General features: G+C 51.6%; 13 protein-coding genes. All 13 read left to right on the top strand.

Annotation, left to right across the window (positions count from 1 at the left end; all coding sequences use genetic code 11):
* Positions 1 to 244 precede the first annotated feature (244 nt).
* The 13 genes from VA597_RS12545 (at position 245) to VA597_RS12485 (ending at position 16,704) form a co-directional block, all read left to right on the top strand.
* On the top strand, positions 245 to 685 hold the full coding sequence (locus VA597_RS12545) for a hypothetical protein (protein WP_326974698.1): 441 nt from the start codon (positions 245 to 247) through the stop codon (positions 683 to 685).
* Positions 686 to 687: 2 nt separating this feature from the next.
* Positions 688 to 2,421: a MobP3 family relaxase gene (mobP3, locus tag VA597_RS12540; protein ID WP_326974697.1), complete on the top strand. Its 1,734-nt coding sequence runs from the start codon at positions 688 to 690 to the stop codon at positions 2,419 to 2,421.
* Between the two features lie 2 nt (positions 2,422 to 2,423).
* A complete protein-coding gene (locus tag VA597_RS12535) occupies positions 2,424 to 3,383 on the top strand; it encodes a DUF3991 and toprim domain-containing protein (RefSeq protein WP_326974696.1) in 960 nt (319 codons plus the stop codon).
* A 4-nt stretch (positions 3,384 to 3,387) separates the two neighbouring features.
* Positions 3,388 to 5,217, top strand: coding sequence for a VirD4-like conjugal transfer protein, CD1115 family (locus VA597_RS12530; RefSeq protein WP_326974695.1), 1,830 nt, complete (start codon positions 3,388 to 3,390; stop codon positions 5,215 to 5,217).
* Positions 5,214 to 5,480 carry a helix-turn-helix domain-containing protein gene (locus VA597_RS12525; RefSeq protein WP_326974694.1) on the top strand — a complete coding sequence of 89 codons (267 nt, stop codon included), beginning with the start codon at positions 5,214 to 5,216 and terminating at the stop codon, positions 5,478 to 5,480. The genes VA597_RS12530 and VA597_RS12525 overlap by 4 nt, the downstream gene beginning before the upstream one ends.
* 288 nt (positions 5,481 to 5,768) lie before the next feature.
* Positions 5,769 to 5,957: a helix-turn-helix domain-containing protein gene (locus VA597_RS12520; protein ID WP_326974692.1), complete on the top strand. Its 189-nt coding sequence runs from the start codon at positions 5,769 to 5,771 to the stop codon at positions 5,955 to 5,957.
* Between the two features lie 11 nt (positions 5,958 to 5,968).
* Positions 5,969 to 9,214, top strand: coding sequence for a helicase-related protein (locus VA597_RS12515; RefSeq protein WP_326974691.1), 3,246 nt, complete (start codon positions 5,969 to 5,971; stop codon positions 9,212 to 9,214).
* Between the two features lie 12 nt (positions 9,215 to 9,226).
* Positions 9,227 to 9,931, top strand: coding sequence for a DUF4391 domain-containing protein (locus VA597_RS12510; protein ID WP_326974690.1), 705 nt, complete (start codon positions 9,227 to 9,229; stop codon positions 9,929 to 9,931).
* The gene (locus VA597_RS12505) at positions 9,931 to 10,470 is read left to right on the top strand and encodes a hypothetical protein (RefSeq protein WP_326974689.1); all 540 of its coding nucleotides are present in this window, start codon (positions 9,931 to 9,933) and stop codon (positions 10,468 to 10,470) included. The genes VA597_RS12510 and VA597_RS12505 overlap by 1 nt, the downstream gene beginning before the upstream one ends.
* Before the next feature lie 155 nt (positions 10,471 to 10,625).
* Positions 10,626 to 11,186, top strand: a complete 561-nt coding sequence (locus VA597_RS12500) for a hypothetical protein (protein ID WP_326974688.1) — start codon at positions 10,626 to 10,628, stop codon at positions 11,184 to 11,186.
* A gap of 13 nt (positions 11,187 to 11,199) precedes the next feature.
* Positions 11,200 to 13,155, top strand: a complete 1,956-nt coding sequence (locus VA597_RS12495) for a site-specific DNA-methyltransferase (protein ID WP_326974687.1) — start codon at positions 11,200 to 11,202, stop codon at positions 13,153 to 13,155.
* Positions 13,156 to 13,160: 5 nt separating this feature from the next.
* Positions 13,161 to 13,748, top strand: coding sequence for a hypothetical protein (locus tag VA597_RS12490; RefSeq protein ID WP_326974685.1), 588 nt, complete (start codon positions 13,161 to 13,163; stop codon positions 13,746 to 13,748).
* Entirely contained in the window at positions 13,732 to 16,704 is a 2,973-nt protein-coding gene (locus tag VA597_RS12485; protein WP_326974684.1) for a type III restriction-modification system endonuclease, read from the top strand. Before VA597_RS12490 ends, VA597_RS12485 begins: the two co-directional genes overlap by 17 nt.
* Positions 16,705 to 16,779 lie beyond the last annotated feature (75 nt).

The following is a 16,779-nucleotide window of genomic DNA, read 5'->3' as shown; positions in this document are numbered from 1 at the left end:
GCTCAAGCTCACGATTTTAGTACAGGATAAAGCGGTGACATCATCACCGCCTGTCACACCGTCCCGCAGAGCGGGCCGGGGCGCGGTTTTACAGGGCTTTGCGCGGTTTCGAAAAGAGCGGCCTGACGCACCAGATTTGAGAGTTTGCACCGCATTTCGCACTATGCCGCCCCGTAAACCTGCGTTGCTTCAGGCTTTTCCCATGCACTAAAGCCATCACTACATCCGGTTTCAGGAGGAAAATATGTCAGAAGAAAAATACAGATATACCGTCCGGCTTGGGCCGGATACAGAGCGCATGGTCAGAGAGGCGATGCCGAAAGACAACTGCCAGTCGCTCAATGAGTTCACTGAAAATGCCCTGCGGTTCTATGCCGGATATCTGGGTGCAAAGGATGCGTCGGAATATCTTGCACCGGTCTTATCGCAGGTACTTCACGGCACACTGGACAGCTTCGGCGCGCATGTCAACCGCAATCTCTTTCGCCTCTCGGTGGAGGAAGCGAAAACATGGAATATCATCGCGGGTATGTTCAAGGTAAGTCCTGAACAGTTGAAATATGTACATGGCAAAGCCGTTGGCGAAGTCAAGCAGCTTGGCGACAGGCTCACCTACGAAAAAGTCTATGCCGACCCATACCCGCTGGAATACAGTCTCGACCTGCTCACCGGAGAGGATGAGTAAGAATGCCGCGCATTATTTTCATCTCACCGCATTTCAAAAGCGGGCACAGCAGCGCGGCGCATCTCTCGTATCTCATCCGCTACATCGCAACCCGAGAGGGCGTCGCGCCGGTAGCGGATACCGACAGGCTGAAATCGGCGACGGAAAAGCAGGACCGGCTCATCCGCCAGCTGGTCAAAGATTTTCCTTCAGCGAAAAGGCGGTTCGAGTATGAGGATTACCTCGCCCGACCGACGCAGGAAAACGCTTCGGACTTTATCCAGACCGCGCTGGAACAGAATTTCGATCAGATCGGCAAACGAGAAAACTATGTGGACTACATCGGTATGCGCCCCGGCGTTGCCAAGCTGGATGCCCACGGCCTCTTCGACGGCACGGGTAAAAAGCTGGTAATCTCCCAGGTGCAGAAGGAGATCGCGGAGCATCCCGGCGTCGTGTGGACGCCGGTCATTTCCCTGCGGCGGGAGGATGCGCACGCCATGGGCTTCGAGTCGCCGGAGAGCTGGCGCACCATGCTCTGCTCCTGCGCCGCCGAGCTGGCGAAGGGATACAAGATAAGGCCCGAGCATCTGCGGTGGTATGCGGCCTTCCACGACAAGAGCCATCATCCGCATATCCACATGATCATTTATTCCACCGATCCGACCGAAGGTTTCCTCACCGAGCAGGGCATCACGCAGATCAAATCCGCGCTGGCACAGAATATCTTCCCGGAGCAGCTCCGGGAGCTGTACGCTGCCGACACCCAGCGCCGCGACGCGCTCAAGACGGACGCGCGAAAGCTGTATCAGGAGCTCATCGCGCAGATGGCGAGCGGCACGATCCGAAACGAGCGCATCGAGAAGCTGACGGGGCAACTCGCCGCAAAGCTGTCCGCACACAAGGGTAAGATGCAGTATGGCTATCTGCAGGCGCCGATCAGGGCCATGGTGGATGAGATCGTGGACGAACTGGCGCGGGACGCGCGCGTAGCGGAAGCCTACCGGCTCTGGTATGACATCCGCACGGATATCGTCAGCACCTATCAGGACGAGATGCCTGAACTGCCGCCGCTTTCCCGGCAGAAGGAATTCAAGCCCATCCGCAATATGGTTGTCGCGGAGGCGGCGAAGCTGCTCGGCCATGAGTTCAACTTCGAGGAAGCCCCATCAGATGAGCAAAAAGTCCCGGAGGATGTGCGGAAGCTGGTCAGGATTATTTACGCGCGTGAGTCAACGTCGGATACGGCCCGTGACGCGGCGGCAATGCTGCTTCGGCTCGCCGACAGCGGTAACACCTACGCGGCATACGCCTTCGGCAAACTGCTCCGTCAAGGTGATATCGTGCAGAAAGACGTCCTGGAGGCGATTCGGTATCTCACTGACGCGGCGGAGGCCGGGAACGCAGACGCCATGTATGTGCTCGGCAAGCTGTATCTCGTCGGCGAAGATGTACCGCAGGACAAGGAAGCCGCTCTGAGGTGGCTTACCCAGTCGGCGGAACAGGGCAACACATACGCGCAGTTCTACACAGAGCATTGGGCGGTGGCCGCGCAGAACCCGTCCGTTTTTCTTTCCGCTACCAGACTGCTCCATCACATGAGCCGAGTCTTTCAGAATAATACGCCGCCGCAGCGAGGAGGCGTTGGGTATGGCATCGACAAGAAGCTCCGCAGGAAGATGAAAGAAAAGAAGATCGCCCAGGGTCACAAGGAGGACGATCAGGAGCAGAGGCAGGACTACATCATTCCCTACTGAGATTGGAGGCGAGTGTCATCGCACAGTATATTCATTTCACCGAGGAACAAAAACGTCGGGCCAACTCCGTCGACCTGCCGGAGTTCCTTCGCATTCTGGGCGAAAAGCTTCTTCCCTCCGGACGGGACAAGCGCCTCGCCTCGGATCACAGCGTCACCGTCCGGGGCAACCAGTGGTTCGATCACGCCACAGAGCAGGGCGGTCTTGCCATCGATTTCGTTCAGAATTTCTATGGTCTGTCTTTCCCTGACGCAGTGACCGTACTTCTCGGCGGGGAGAGTGGGATCGAGTATCTATCGGCGAGGGAAGAACCCACAGAGCAGCGGAAACCTTTCGAACTCCCACCAGCGCACACGGATATGCGGAGGGTCTACGCCTACCTCCTGCAGACCCGCTGCATCGACCGGGATGTGCTGACGGAGTTCGCCCGCGCCGGACTTATCTTTGAGAGCGCGGAGCCATCCGCAGATAAAACGAAGATTTACCACAACGCCGTGTTCGTCGGAAATGATGAACACGGCGTTGCCCGTCACGGGCACAAGCGGAGCATCTATACCTCCGGCAAAAGCTATCGCGGCAACATCGAGAGCAGCGATCCGAGGTACAGCTTCCACTGGGTTGGAAAATCCGATCAGCTTTATGTGTTCGAAGCGCCCATCGATCTTCTGTCGTACATCAGCCTTCATCAGGAGGACTGGCGGAAGCACAGCTATGTGTCCCTCTGCGGAACCTCCGAGCATGCCATGCTCTGGATGCTGGAGCAGTATAAGCAGCTCGGAGAGATCACCCTGTGTCTCGACAACGACGATGCCGGCGTCAAAGCGGCTGAACGGCTGACAGGATTCCTCGCTGAACACGGCTATGAAAACATCCGGATCGACCACTCCGAAGAAAAGGACTGGAACGATGAGTTGGTGCACGCCTGTGAGACGGAAGAAAAAATGACTATGGAAATGGAGTGAAATCATGCAGGACAAAATCTATATCCTGATTGCCGCAGGCGCGATCATGTTCGCCGTCATCGGCGGACTGTCGCTGCTGGCGCATTATTATACTCTCAACGGCATCAAGAGCCGCACGGTGGGCGACGGTCAGCACGGCACCGCACGGTTCGCCTCAAAAAAGGAAATTGAGCGCACCTACAAGCGCATCCCGTTCCGTCCCAAAGCATGGCGCAAGGGACAGGAGCAACCGAAGGAGCAGGGCATCATTCTCGGAAGTGTCGGGAAGAAAAATGAAGTCACAGCTCTGGTGGACACCGACGATGTCCACACGTTGATGATCGGCGCATCCGGCGTCGGCAAGACGGCCTTCTTCCTCTATCCCAATCTGGAATACGCCTGCGCCACGGGCATGAGCTTTCTCTGCACCGATACCAAGGGCGACCTGTTCCGAAACTACGGAGCCGTGGCCCGCGACTATTATGGATATAATATCTCCGTCATCGACTTACGCAATCCCACCCGTTCGGACGGCAACAATCTTCTGCACCTCGTCAACAAATACATGGATGAATACCGTGCCGACGAACACAACCTCGCCGCCAAAGCCAAGGCGGAAAAGTATGCAAAGATCATCAGCAAAACTATTATTAACTCCTCCGGCGACAGTGCCAACTACGGACAAAACGCCTTCTTCTATGACGCGGCGGAAGGTCTGCTGACCTCGGTGATCCTGCTTCTGGCGGAGTTCCTGCCGCCCGACGACGAGCACCCGGAGGAACGCCGTCACATCATCTCTGTGTTCAAAATGGTGCAGGAACTTTTGGAGCCGTCGAATGTCAGAGGCAAAAGCCAGTTCCAGCTTCTGATGGCGAAGCTCCCGCCCGACCACAAGGCCAAATGGTTTGCCGGCGCGGCGCTCAATTCTTCCGACCAGGCCATGGCCTCCGTCATGTCCACCGTGTTGTCACGGCTCAACGCCTTCCTCGACAGCGAGATGGAGCAGATTCTCTGCTTCGATACCGCCATCGACGCGGAGAAGTTCTGCAATACCAAGAGCGCCATCTTCATCGTACTGCCGGAAGAAGACCTGACGAAATACTTCATGGTGTCACTAATGATCCAGCAACTCTACAGGGAGATTCTTTCGGTAGCCGACGAGCATGGCGGGAAACTGCCGAACCGCGTGGTGTTCTACTGCGACGAGTTGGGTACCATCCCGCCTATCGAATCCCTGCAGCTTATCTTCTCCGCCTCCCGTTCCCGCCGCCTGCTCATGGTGCCGATTATACAGAGCTTCGGGCAACTCCAGAAAAACTACGGCAAGGAGGGCTCGGAGATCATCGTCGACAACTGTCAATGTACCATCTTCGGCGGCTTCGCGCCCAACAGCCAGACCGCCGAGGTGCTTTCAAAGGCGCTGGGCAGCCGCACCGTCATGAGCGGCAGTATCAGCCGCGGTAAGAATGATCCCAGCCAGTCCCTGCAGATGATGGAGCGCCCACTCATGATGCCGGATGAGTTGAAATCACTGCCCAAGGGACAATTCATTGTCATGAAAACTGGGACGCATCCCATGCAGACGCGCCTGCGGTTATTCCTCGACTGGGGCATCACCTTTGATACTGTGTACGAGGTTTCAGAGAAGGCGGAGCGCAAGGTGGCCTACGCTGACAAGGACGAACTGGAGCGGCGAATCGTGACGCGCTACCACTCTGACAAAGCCGTTGAGAATGTGCCTGTCTCCGACAAGCGCACGCAGGCCAGCATGAGCCAGCAGCAGTCCAACTACAGCCTGCGGGATTCCAAAGCGCATCAGAGGCAGAGATCACAGTCGCAGGAGGATAAGGTATGAGTTATTTCGGAACTATTTACGCTGAGGACATCCCGCACCGCGCGAAGGCGGTCTACATGTACCTGAAAGACCGAGCGAACCGGAGCGGCACCTGCTGGCCCGGTATCAACACCATCGCCAAAGACCTACATCTCTCCCGCAGCACGGTCAAACGGGCGCTGGGCGATCTCACCAGGCACGGCTTCATCAAAAAGGAGCCGTGCTACCGTGAGAACGGCAGCAACAGCTCCAATATGTATTCAGTCCAAAATATCAAGCCGTAAAACAGCGTAAAAACATTACTTCCGCCAGGGGGGCCTTTATCGCCATTCTCTGGACCGAGGAGAGGTTCACGATGGCCCCCCTTGAAGGACCAAACTGAAGGGAACGATTATAGGCAGAGAAAGAACAATAAGTGAGCGTCACAGTACAGAGTACTTTTTATAGGACACTTCATATGAGAAAATAAAAATATCTTAATATCTTAATCGCTGAAAGACTTGAAACTTGAAATATTCAGATAAAAGAATATAATATATTTTTGTAGAAATTTGATCAGCGAGGTATGTTCTATGGAGTTTTTGACGACAAAGCAAGCTGCGGAACTATGGGGCATTTCCCCACGTCGGGTGGCAATTTTATGTGCACAGGGACGTATCTCCGGAACAGTAAAAGCCGGAAAGACCTGGCTTCTGCCGCCAGATGCGAAAAAGCCGGTCGATCCGCGATTTGAGAAAAGCAAAACCGAGGTGGCAGAATGAAACCACCAAAAATGATTGATAACAAACGCAACGGTAGCGTCGCGGGCGAATTGCGTGAAAATATCAGCAAAGGCAGTAAGCTGTCCATTGTGACAGCCTACTTCACAATTTACGCCTTTGCAGAGTTAAAAAAAGAGCTCTTGAAGGTGGAAAGTATACGAATGCTTTTCACTGATCCGGTATTTATCAAAAACGATAATCAGTCCAGCCGTGAATATTACATAGAGCATCCAACCGAACAGGCAATCACCGGAAACCAGTATGAAATCAAACTGCGCAACGAAATGTGTCAGGCTTCTGTTGCACGCGAATGCGCCCAATGGCTGGAGCATAAAGCGCAAATCAAGATGTTCAAGGCTCCTAACTCCGCCCAGCCGCGCCTCGTCTATATAGACAACGGAGCCGACTCGATTTCCATCAACGGTACGGTGGATTTTACCACCGAGGGCCTTGGCCTGACGCCTTCCAGCCGTGTGGACAGTAATCTTTGCATGTACGGTAGTGACTGCACCCGGCAGTTTTTGAAGATGTTTGATGACCTCTGGAATGACGATTCCGCGGTGGAAGATATCAAGGATGAGGTTCTGCGCCAGGTACAGGTGCTTTATAAAGAAAACACGCCGCAGTTCATTTACTTTGTTACCCTCTATCATATCTTCAATCAGTATTTGGACGAGCTGACGGAAGATCATGTCATGAAAACCCGTACAGGCATCAAGGAAACGGAGATTTGGAACAAGCTCTATCAGTTCCAGAAAGATGGCGCCATCGGAATTATTGAAAAAATTGAGAAGTTCGGCGGCTGTATTTTGGCGGACAGCGTGGGCCTCGGCAAGACCTTTACGGCTTTGGCAGTCATCAAATACTATGAGCTGCGTAATGACCGGGTTCTGGTGCTGGCTCCGAAGAAACTGAGGGAAAACTGGAGCATTTATACTCTGAATGACCGGCGCAACCTGTTTTCCGCCGACCGCTTCCATTACGACGTTCTCAACCACACCGACCTTTCTCGCGAGAACGGGAAAAGCGGCGATATTGATCTCGCCACAGTCAACTGGGGCAACTACGACCTTGTGGTCATTGACGAGAGCCATAACTTCCGCAACAACCCACCAGTCAAGGGGCATATCACCCGCTATGAGCGGCTGATGAACGACATTATCCGTGCGGGCGTCAAGACCCGCGTTCTAATGCTGTCCGCAACGCCGGTCAACAATCGGATGAACGATATCAAAAACCAGATTGCTTTCATCACTGAGGGCAAGAACGACGCGTTCTCCGAGGTGGGTATTCCCAGCATTGAGCACGTTCTGCGCAAGGCACAGCTGGTGTTCAATCGTTGGTCGGAGTTGCCGGACGAGGAGCGCACTTCCGATACTTTCGTAGAAATGATGGATTTGAGTTACTTCAAACTGCTGGACACCATCACGATTGCCCGCAGCCGCAAGCATATTGAAAAATACTACAACATTGCGGAAATCGGACAGTTCCCCAAGCGCCTGCCGCCGAAAAACCTCTATTCTGGCGTGGACAGTAAAAACGAGTTCCCGCCCATCGGCGACGTCAATACGCTGATTAAGCGGCTGACGCTCTGCGTTTACTCTCCATTGGCCTATCTGCTGCCCGAAAAGCGGGCGGAATACAGCAAGCGTTATGATGCCCAGGTAGGCAGCGGCGTCTTTAAGCAGATTGACCGTGAAAGCAGCCTGGTTAACCTGATGCGCGTGGGCATTCTCAAGCGCATGGAGAGTTCCATTCATTCCTTTGCTCTGACGGTAGACAAGATTCTGCGCGGTATCGACCATGCGCTTTCCCTCGCAGACAGCAAAATGCTGTCCGAGCCGGCGGACGTCAGCATCGGTGACATCGATTTGGACGACCCGGAGCTGGAGGATCTGGCCGTTGGAAAATCGGTCAAAGTCCTGCTTCAGGATATGGATCTGATTCGATGGAAGGATGACCTTCTCAGTGACCGTGAAAATCTGGAACGGATTTTGCGGGTTGCCCGCGAGGTGACGCCTGACCGGGATGAGAAGCTCTCCGATCTAAAAAAGTTGATTGCCAACAAAGTGAAAAATCCGCTCAACGACGACAATCAGAAGCTGGTCATTTTCTCCGCCTTTGCGGATACTGCCAACTATCTCTATGCCAACCTGATGCCGTTTTTAACGGAGCTTGGCCTGACAGCCGCCGTGGTCACCGGTAGCGGCGATAATAAAACCACGCTGAAAATCCCGTCCGCTCTGCGCGGCCGGGTGAAAATCAGCGACCTCAATACGGTGCTGACGCTGTTTTCACCGCGCTCAAAAAACAAAGATAAGATATTCCCGGATGTGGCCGGTGAGATCGACGTGCTCATCGCCACCGACTGCATCTCCGAAGGCCAGAACCTGCAGGACTGCGACTACCTGGTGAACTACGACATCCACTGGAATCCGGTGCGCATCATCCAGCGCTTTGGCCGCATCGACCGTATCGGCTCCACCAATCAGGTCATTCAGCTGGTCAACTTTTGGCCTATGCGGGATTTGGATGAATACATCAACTTGCAGCAGCGGGTGCAGGGGCGCATGGTGCTCCTGGACGTCTCCGCCACCGGCGAGGAAAACATCATTGACGAGGGCGGCCGGGAAATGAAGGATTTGGAATACCGCCGCAAGCAGCTCAGGAGCCTGCAGAATCAGGTGGTAGATTTGGAGGATATCTCCGGCGGCATCTCCATTACGGATATGACCTTCAACGACTTCAAAACCGACCTTATGGGCTACCTGAAAGACCATAAAAAGGAACTGGCACAGGCCCCAGCCGGGATGTATGCCGTAGCGCAAATTCCGGCAGAGCTGCAAAGCGAGCTGACTCCCGGCGTGATTTTCACGCTGCGGCAGGTACGCGGCGCGGCGCAGACGCGGGAACAGAACGCGCTGTTCCCCTATTATCTGCTCTATGTCACGCAGGACGGCGCGGTGAAGGTCTCCTTTCTCCACGCCAAAAAGATTCTCGACTATTACAAAAAGCTCTGCTCCGGACAAAGCGAGGTATTTGCCGAGCTGGCGGCGCAGTTCAACTCTGAAACGCAAGACGGCAGCAACATGAAGGCCTATTCCTCGCTGCTGGAGGCTGCCATTCAGAACCTCATCGGCAAAAAGCAGGAGATCGGCGTGGCGAGCCTGTTCAGTAAGGGCGGCACCACCATGCAAAAGGAGTATTACGACGGCATCGAAGATTTTGAACTGATCAGTTTCTTGGTGCTGAAGTAAGGGAGTGAGACCATGTATGACGTACTGAATATTCCGGCGGCCTGTAAAGTGGATAACGTGATTTACAAGAAGCTGTTTTATGAAAACGCCGACCTCTCGGCGGCGGATAAAAAGCTCTTTACCGAAAATATTGACAAAATCACATGGCGGTATTCCCTCAAGCCAGAGAACTGCTTTGTGAAGCCCTATAGAGATACAGTGCGGGAGTACGGCGAGGTGGAGATCATCGAGGCAGTGCTGACCCGGCAGGCGGGAGAAAGACGCATTGCGGAGATCATCATGCGGACAATTCCTTACCCCATGCTGCTGGTGCTGCAACATGAGAATCAGGTACAGCTTTGGGCGGCGCACCAGCGCAACAGTCAAAATGACAGCGAGAAAAATGTACTGGAGGAGCCGGCCTGCACGGCATGGCTGGACAGCGCTGAACTCGAGAAGCTGAGCGCGGCGCTGGATTTTCAGAAACTGCGCAACGGCAACTTTTATGAGTTGTACAACGATATGGTAGATGGAATTTCCGTGTTCAATGCTCACCAGAGCGGAATGGCAGAGGTCGCGGACGGGGACGAGGCGCGGGCGCTGCTGGCACAGCGGCAGGCCACGGAATCGAAAATCGCAGCCCTGCGCGCAGAGCTGAAAAAGGAAACTCAGTTCAACCGCAAGGTGGAACTCAATATGGAGATTAAGAGATTTGAGAAAGGATCGGGTGAATTTTAATGAATGGAAAAGCTCAGGCGATGCAGGAAATAGAAGAGTTTTTCAAAAGCGAAGAAAAAGGAATTCTCGTTACGGGAACACATCAATTTAAGAAGCACATTCTCGCTATGGCAATGATCGAGAAGTGTTACAAAAATGCTCATGTCTTATTTCGAATCAACGGGCTTCAAAACATAACTGGCAATTCATTTCTTGGCTGTGTCGGCGTTGAAAAACAACCAAAGGCCGGTGAGCAGATTCGGATTGGTCATAACTATTATGAATTTGATAGCTTATTTAATCGTGGAACGTGGTCAAAGACAAGCGATCAATTTGATTTTTCCATTTGCTATCCGATCGATGCTCTGGCGCGAAAAAAAGATAATGAGCCCATTGAAAATTTATGTCGTTGGAAAAGAATTGAGAAGATATTCCTTTGCTCGTGGACAGATGGTGACGAATACGATTATCCGTTTTTAAGTGAATATTATGACCGACATGTGATTTATGATGCAGAAGAAGATGATCCTGCTTATCACAAACGCGTCTTAGGAAAATGAAAGAGAGTTACCCATAAATGACAAAATTTAACGGGCAATCCGATGATATTTTGAAGGACAATATTGCGGCGCTACAGCGTTGAAAAAGAAAACGTAGTTCAACTGCAAGGTGGAACTGAATATGGAGATTAAAAGGCTGGAAGGGAAACTATAAAATGCTTACATATAAGCGGTCGTTTTGGGTCTGTGCTGTTCTAACTGTATTATCGTTTATTGTGGCTATTCTATGTTCACATTACGATTTCTGTACAGCCTCTAATATTTTGATAGGCATTTTCGCAAGCGCACTACTGGCAGCTGTGACAGCTGGTATATCCTATCGTACACTTAGAAAACGCACAAAAGCATTAATGCATTACAAAATGATTCAAGTCCATCATACAATCAATCAATTTAAACTTTTCCTTCAATTGCATACTCCCAAAGCGGCAGAACAATTCCGTGAATTGCGGGATGTTGTATCCCAAGCATATTCAGTTTCTTTTCAAATTGGGTCTGTTTTTGTGGAGTTAAGCGTTAGCGATGTAATGCTCATTGATAAGACACTATGTGATCGAATAAATGTGATTAAATCAAATGTTGAAGCTTTTGCTGTTGATTTAACCAAATCCCCAATGGAATATCAGGCTATAATAGAGGAGCAAATTTCCTGCATTGATTGTAAGAGCAAAGAGATTATGCAGTATTTAGAAAAATCTAATTTGTTAGGAAAGTAGGAGGCCAGCACCAATGACAAAACTTAACGGGCAATCCGAGAATATTTTGAAGGACAATATTGCGGCGCTGCGGGAGCTGTTTCCAGAGGTGTGCTGCGAGGAAAAGATCGACTTTGATAAGCTCAAGCAGGTGTTGGGCGAATACACCGACGACAGTGCCGAGCGGTACAACTTTACATGGAACGGCAAGGGACAAGCTTTGCGGCTCTCCCAGACGCCGTCCATGGGAACGCTGCGCCCCTGCAAGGAGGAGAGCAAGGACTGGGACACCACCCAGAACCTCTATATCGAGGGTGACAATCTGGAAGTGCTGAAGCTGCTGCAAAAGAGCTACCACGGCAAAATCAAGATGATCTATATTGACCCGCCTTACAACACTGGCAACGACTTCGTGTACCAAGACGACTTTTCCGACAGTCTGGAAAATTACAAGGAGATTACCGGGCAGGTGGACGGTGAGGGGCGTCCAATCAGTAATAACAGCGAGGCCAATGGCCGCTACCACACCGACTGGCTGAATATGATGTATCCACGGCTGAGGCTGGCAAGAAACCTACTGACCGATGACGGCGTGATTTTTATTAGCATAGATGAAAACGAAATTGATAACTTGAAAAAAGTATGCAATGAGATTTTTGGTGAAGGAAACTTTCTTGCATGTATTGCGAATATTAACAATCCAAAAGGTCGATCGGATGAAAAGAATTTTGCAACAGCATACGAATATATAGTTGTCTATCAAAAGCAAGATGCTACACTTGCTGGATTTGCGCCAGAGGATAATATCATACGGAGGTATAATAAGGCAGAAACAGACGGCAGGCTTTATAGACATATTGACCTTCGAAAAACAGGAGATAGCGATAAACGGTCTGACCGACCCAATATGTTTTATTTTTTCATGTATAACAAGGAGACAGGTGATTTCTATCCAACATATGAGGATGATGTCCCAAGCGGTTACATAAAAATCATCCCATTAAAGGATGATGGTACAGAAGGACGCTGGCGCGTCGGAATTGACACGGCAATTGAAAGAAGAGCTGTATTAGTCCCCAATTATATGCAGGTAAAAAGCAGGTGGACTATAGTAGAAAAAGATTATCTAAGCGATGATTTGAGGGTAAAGGCAACAACTGCTTGGACTTTCAAGGATGTTAATAGTGAACGTGGAACAGAGCAATTTGTTGATCTTAGATTTGAAAAAGACATTTTTCCGCGGCCGAAACCTATAGGTACTGTGTTGAGACCCATATATTTAGCTACAGAAAAAAATAACATTGTGCTCGACTTCTTCTCTGGTTCCGCCACCACCGCCCACGCCGTGATGCAGCTCAACGCCGAGGACGGCGGCAACCGCAAATTCATCATGGTTCAGCTGCCGGAACCCTGCGCCGAGGGCACCGAAGCCGCCAAGGCCGGGTACAAAAACATCTGCGAAATCGGTAAAGAGCGCATTCGCCGTGCGGGCGAGAAAATTAAAGTCGAGATTGAGGAACAGAACGCCCAGTTCAAAATCGGCGAGGGGCCGAAAAAAGTGCCGGACATCGGCTTTAAGGACTTCAAGCTGGACACCTCCAACCTGAAAAAGTGGCAGCCGGACGCCGATAAGCTGGAGACTTCTCTGTTCGATAGCATCAGCAACTATGTTGATGGCCGCACCGAGCTGGATGTGGTTTATGAAATCATGCTCAAAATGGGCCTTGACCTGACCTGGCCGCTGGAGACCCGCACCTACGGCGGCAAGGACGTCTATATCATCGGCATGGGCGCGCTGATGATCTGCCTGGATGACCATATCACCCCCAACGTGGCCGAGAGCATGGTATCGCTACACAAAGAGCTTGCCCCGGAGACCTGGAAGGTCGTGTTCAAGGACAACGGCTTTTCCGACGACAGCGCCAAGGTCAATATCAAAGAAATCCTCAAATGCGCCGGCCTCGACGAGGACGCATTTACAACGGTGTGAGGTGGATGATGACGAAGGACGAACTTTTAGGCATATGGAATTATTACTTAAGCCTTGAAAACGATCTTGCTAACACATCAAGATATATTGAGCCAATGGGACAAGAAAATGTTCACTCGTTTGAATTTGCAAAACTGATTATCTTAGCTTGCACAGAAGTTGAATCGGCGTTCAAGATTCTTTGTCAGTTGATTACGGGCCATCAAGTGTCTGGCGATATAGGTACCTACAAGGCTACTATTCTTGGAAAATATCCAAAGATAATCACAGCAACTGTTTCTGTACGACGGCTCGGGAAAGATATCGCTCCATTCGCTGATTGGAACAATAGAAAATTAAATTGGTGGGAGTCCTATCAACATGTTAAGCATAATAGAGGAAGCTTTTTTGGTGATGCGACGTACATTAATGCGGTGCAGGCAATTTCGGCACTGTACATATTAACTTTTTATGTTGCAAAATCATCAAATTTATGTTTCCCAGATCATGAAGCTACTTACCTAAGTAGCAATTATGCACATCCGGGGCTCCTTTGTGCTCCAGATAAAGAGCTGCCAGATTTTGAGGAGGTTTCCGATGAAACTACAATTTGACGCAAACCTTCATTATCAGGAACGGGCGGTTTCTTCTGTGGTCGACCTCTTTCGGGGGCAGACGCCCAAGCAGTCCAACTTCACCGTCTCCGCCTACGCCGGGCAGATCGGCATGGAGGACACCAACCACGGCATCGGCAACAAGCTGGAGCTGACCGAGGACGAGCTTCTCGCCAATTTGCAGGTGGTACAGCTCCGCAACGGCCTACCCCAGACCAAGACGCTGAAAAAGAATACATACGATTTCGACGTGGAAATGGAGACCGGTACCGGCAAGACCTATGTGTATCTGCGCACAATTTTCGAGCTGAACAAGGCCTATGGTTTTTCTAAGTTCGTCATTGTGGTGCCCAGCATCGCCATCAAAGAGGGCGTCTATAAGAATTTGCAAATTACGCAGGAGCACTTCGGCAATCTCTACGACAACACGGTGTACGACTACTTCATCTACGACAGCAACAAGCTAGAGCAGGTGCGTTCCTTTGCCGTCAGCGACCATATTTCCATCATGGTCATCAACATCGACGCCTTCCGAAAAAGCTTTGACGACCCGGACAAGGAGAGTAAGGTCAACATCATCCATCGCCAAAACGACCAGCTCAACGGGATGCGCCCCATTGAGCTGATTCAGGAAACACGCCCCTTTGTGATTGTGGACGAGCCTCAGTCGGTGGAGGGCAAGGGCGCGGTGGCTTCCAAAAAGGCCATGACTTCTCTGAACGCCCTGTGTACCCTGCGCTACTCCGCCACCCATGTGGTGAAGCACAATCTGGTTTACAAGCTGGACGCGGTGGACGCCTTTGACATGGAACTGGTGAAGCAGATTGAGGTCGCCAGCTTTGAGAGCGTGGACTATCACAACAATGCCTACATGAAACTCCTTTCCGTGGACAATAAAAAATCGCCGATCACGGCGAAAATTGAGATGGATTGCGAAATTAAGGGCAGCGTCAAGCGAAAGCCGGTGACTGTGCGCACCGGGGATGATTTGCAGCAGCTGACCGGCGGCCGCGAGGTTTATGAAAACTATCTGGTGGATGAAATCTACTGCGAGCAGGGCAACGAATATGTCAGCTTCTCCACCAAACCGACCATCCTGCGTATCGGTGAGGCCGTGGGCGACATTGACGACCTTGCCATCAAAGAGCAGCAGATCCGCAAGACCATTGAGGAGCATCTGAATAAAGAACTGGCGCTGAACCATCGCGGCATCAAGGTACTGAGTCTGTTCTTTATCGACCGCGTGGCCAACTACCGCTATTACGACAAGGATGGCAATACCCATCAAGGCCCCTACGCCGAGATTTTCGAGCGCAACTACAAGGAACTGATCCAGCGGCCCAAGTACCGCACCCTGTTTCAGGATGTGGACGTGGACACCCCGGTGGAAAAGGTACACGGCGGCTATTTTTCGGTGGACAAGAAAGGCACGCTTAAAGACACAAACGGCGCCACCTCCGCCGATGACGACACCTACAATCTGATTATGAAGGATAAAGAGCGGCTACTGTCCTTTGAAAGCCCGCTGCGCTTTATCTTCTCTCACTCCGCTCTTCGCGAGGGCTGGGATAACCCCAACGTGTTCCAGATCTGCACGTTAAACGAAACCAAGAGCGATGTAAAAAAGCGGCAGGAAATTGGGCGCGGCCTGCGCCTGTGCGTCAACCAGAACGGCGAACGCCAGCACGGATTTGCCATCAATACGCTGACGGTCATGGCGAATGAGAGCTACGATGTTTTTGCCAAGAAGCTGCAGAACGAGTACGAGACAGACGAGGGCATTCGTTTCGGCGTGCTGGAAAGCCACAGCTTTGCCAATATCCCGGTCAAGCAGGCTGACGGCAGCGTGGCCTATCTCGGCATGGAGAAGTCGGAGCTGATTTATCATGCGTTCCGAGATTGGGGTTATATCGACGGCAAGGATCAGGTGACCGGCACGCTGAAAGTGGCGCTGAAAAATAACACGCTTACCGTGCCGAAACCGGTGGCCGAGCAGAGGGACGCCATTGCGGCCGTCTGCAAGAAGGCCAGCGGCAATCTGAACATTAAGCCAGCGGCGGACAAGCGCGTGGTCGCGCTGAACAAAGAGCTGTTTTTGGGCGAGGATTTCCGGGCGCTGTGGGATAAAATCAAATACAAGACCACCTACCGGGTGGACTTTGATTCCGAAGAACTGATTCAAAAATGCTGCGACAATCTGCAGATGAACCTGAACGTGGGCACGGCCAAATTGGTGTATTCCAAGGCCAAGGTCAGCGTGACTGAGGGCGGCGTAAATGCCGCCGAAACGCAGCGGCTTTCGGTGCTGGCTGCGGACGTAAAAGAGAACCTGCCGGATATCGTGACCTATCTGCAAAACCGCACCAACCTCACCCGCCGCACCATTGTTGAGATTCTCACCCGCAGCAAGACTCTGCCGCTGTTCAAAAAGAACCCACAGGCATACATGGAGGACGCTGCAAAAACGATTGCCTCTGTGATGCGGCTACTGATCGTGGACGGCATTAAGTACACTAAACTGGGAGACAGCGAATTCTATGCGCAGGAGCTGTTCGATTCCGAGGAGCTGACCGGCTACCTGAACCGCAATATGATCGAAAGCCACCGCAGTGTTTACAACTATGTGGTATACGATAGTGAGGTGGAGCGCAGCTTTGCCGAAAGGTTTGAAGGCAACGAAAGCGTCAAAGTCTATGCCAAGCTGCCGGACTGGTTCAAGATTGCCACACCACTGGGCAGTTATAATCCTGACTGGGCTGTGGTCATTGAGGATAATGGACAGAACAAGCTCTATTTCGTGGTTGAAACAAAGGGCAATATCCTGGCCGACGCGCTGCGCCCCACCGAGAGCGCCAAGATTCGCTGCGGTGAAAAGCACTTTGCAGCACTGGGACAGGGCGCAAGATTTGTGAAAGCGGATGCCTATGAAAGATTCATAGAGCAATCTGTGGAATAATTTAAAATGTTTTTTGAGAACAAACCCATGAAATCCAGGTCTATCCCAAATTGTGTTTAAACTCCAGACAAAGAA

The organism is Caproicibacter sp. BJN0012 (genome assembly GCF_035986805.1).
GTDB lineage: Bacteria > Bacillota > Clostridia > Oscillospirales > Acutalibacteraceae > Caproicibacter.
The sequence above is the reverse complement of the archived record's forward strand: the minus strand, read 5'-3'. Positions and strand labels throughout refer to the sequence as shown.

Coding starts and splice junctions, on each gene's coding strand:
- VA597_RS12545 (WP_326974698.1), top strand. CDS start 245: ATGTCAGAAGAAAAATACAGATATACCGTCCGGCTTGGGCCGGATACA.
- VA597_RS12525 (WP_326974694.1), top strand. CDS start 5,214: ATGAGTTATTTCGGAACTATTTACGCTGAGGACATCCCGCACCGCGCG.
- VA597_RS12510 (WP_326974690.1), top strand. CDS start 9,227: ATGTATGACGTACTGAATATTCCGGCGGCCTGTAAAGTGGATAACGTG.
- VA597_RS12515 (WP_326974691.1), top strand. CDS start 5,969: ATGATTGATAACAAACGCAACGGTAGCGTCGCGGGCGAATTGCGTGAA.
- VA597_RS12495 (WP_326974687.1), top strand. CDS start 11,200: ATGACAAAACTTAACGGGCAATCCGAGAATATTTTGAAGGACAATATT.
- VA597_RS12520 (WP_326974692.1), top strand. CDS start 5,769: ATGGAGTTTTTGACGACAAAGCAAGCTGCGGAACTATGGGGCATTTCC.
- VA597_RS12485 (WP_326974684.1), top strand. CDS start 13,732: ATGAAACTACAATTTGACGCAAACCTTCATTATCAGGAACGGGCGGTT.
- VA597_RS12490 (WP_326974685.1), top strand. CDS start 13,161: ATGATGACGAAGGACGAACTTTTAGGCATATGGAATTATTACTTAAGC.
- mobP3 (WP_326974697.1), top strand. CDS start 688: ATGCCGCGCATTATTTTCATCTCACCGCATTTCAAAAGCGGGCACAGC.
- VA597_RS12530 (WP_326974695.1), top strand. CDS start 3,388: ATGCAGGACAAAATCTATATCCTGATTGCCGCAGGCGCGATCATGTTC.
- VA597_RS12500 (WP_326974688.1), top strand. CDS start 10,626: ATGCTTACATATAAGCGGTCGTTTTGGGTCTGTGCTGTTCTAACTGTA.
- VA597_RS12505 (WP_326974689.1), top strand. CDS start 9,931: ATGAATGGAAAAGCTCAGGCGATGCAGGAAATAGAAGAGTTTTTCAAA.